The sequence below is a fragment of the Candidatus Paceibacterota bacterium genome, assembly GCA_041661305.1.
In the GTDB taxonomy this organism is placed as follows: domain Bacteria; phylum Patescibacteriota; class Minisyncoccia; order Phycocordibacterales; family VMEP01; genus VMEP01.
In genome coordinates this window covers 1-1,549 of record JBAZUR010000004.1, presented here as the reverse complement: position 1 = coordinate 1,549, position 1,549 = coordinate 1, and the positions used below count along the sequence as shown (strand labels likewise).

Genomic DNA, 1,549 nt, shown 5'->3' with positions numbered 1-1,549 from the left:
GACCTCTGCCACTCGCATAGCAGTTTTCTGGTTTGTTTCGATAAATAAATTTTCAATAGCGAGCGCCTCCGGTGAAAACTCCTCTATCACGCGAGCGACCTCTTTTCCGATAAGTTCGAGCCTTTCAACAAAGGAAAGCGAGGCCTTTGTTTTGTAACACTCTGAAAAAATAATTTTTTCCTTAATCTTTGGCTGACGCTCTAAGATAGCGACACCAAGACGTTCATAACCGGGGTCAATCGCAATGATTCGCATTTTATAGGTTATTCTGCGTTTGTGTACACCTCCTGCACATCGTCGTGATCATCGAGCTCCTCAAGAAGAGCAGAAAGCGATGCCCCGTCTTCGTCTGAAAGAGCAACAGTCGTTTGTGGTTCAAAACCCTCTGCCGTTTTTGCAAACGCCCAAATTGCAGCACCTTGGCCAGCAAGCGCAAGCCCTCGTTTAGATAGTAAGTGTTTTATTTCAGCAACGGTGCGATTTTTGTTATCGGTAAGTCCTTCAATAATAATTGCGCAACCTCCGGGGCCGTATGCTTCATAGAGCACCGCCTCCATATTACCAGCATCTCCTCCTGCTCCTTTTTTTACCGCACGGTCAATAAGGTCGCTCGACATGTTGTCTTTGCGCGCACGTTCGATCACCGCACGAAGCCCCGCAGAGGCCATATTGCCCGCGGATTTTTTTGCCTCAAGCGCGATTAGCTTTGAATATTTACCCAAAATTTTACTCCTCTTCCCGTCGGTAATTGCCTTCTTGTTCTTTATTTGTGACCATTTATTGTGTCCGGACATAACATTTGTGTATTTATGGTGTCAGCATACCGAAAAAATCATCAAGAAACAACTTAACAAAAATACAAGACATCAGTATTATGCAAAAAGTTTTTTTGCTAAATTCTCAGGATACTCAAGCCCTAAATGCTCGTATGCGAGCGGGGTGGCAACTCGTCCTCGCGCTGTTCTTTCTAAAAGCCCGCGCTGAATGAGATATGGCTCGTTCACCTCTTCAATTGTTGCTGTTTCTTCGGACAGGGCCGCAGCAATAGTCCCCAAACCAACAGGGCCGCCATTGAACTTTGTAATTATTGTCTCAAGAATCTTTCGATCAAGCGCGGACAACCCAAAATGGTCAATTTCAAGTAGGGCAAGCGCTTCAGCAACAGAAGTGGTAGAAAGGTCGCTTTTGTTCACTTGTGCGTAGTCGCGGGCGCGCTTCAAAAGATAGTTTGCGGTACGCGGCGTTGCGCGACTTCTCTCTGCAATATGACGAGCGGCGTTGTCCAGAAGAGTAACACCAAGGATGCCGGCAGAGCGCTTAACAATTTTTTCGATTTCTTCATCGGTATAAAACTCAAGTCTAAAAGTTCCACCTGAAAATCGCGAACGAAGTGGGGCGGAAAGAAGAGCAATTCGTGTTGTGGCCGCGATCATGGTAAACGGAGGGAGATCAAGCTGTATTGTGCGCGCAGAGGGACCTTTGCCGATGATAATATCAAGAACCCCTGACTCCATTGCGGGGTAGAGGACCTCCTCGATTGTTTTATTAA

Annotated in this window: 3 protein-coding genes; all 3 read right to left on the bottom strand. The window is 46.4% G+C overall.

What is annotated here, in order from left to right:
- Positions 1–255: crossover junction endodeoxyribonuclease RuvC (locus WC724_03575; protein ID MFA6078068.1), on the bottom strand; the 255-nt coding region annotated here is incomplete at its 3' end.
- An 8-nt stretch (positions 256–263) separates the two neighbouring features.
- The gene (locus WC724_03570) at positions 264–794 is read right to left on the bottom strand and encodes a YebC/PmpR family DNA-binding transcriptional regulator (GenBank protein ID MFA6078067.1); all 531 of its coding nucleotides are present in this window, start codon (positions 792–794) and stop codon (positions 264–266) included.
- Positions 795–872: 78 nt separating this feature from the next.
- Positions 873–1,549: Holliday junction branch migration DNA helicase RuvB (gene ruvB, locus WC724_03565; protein ID MFA6078066.1), on the bottom strand; the 677-nt coding region annotated here is incomplete at its 5' end.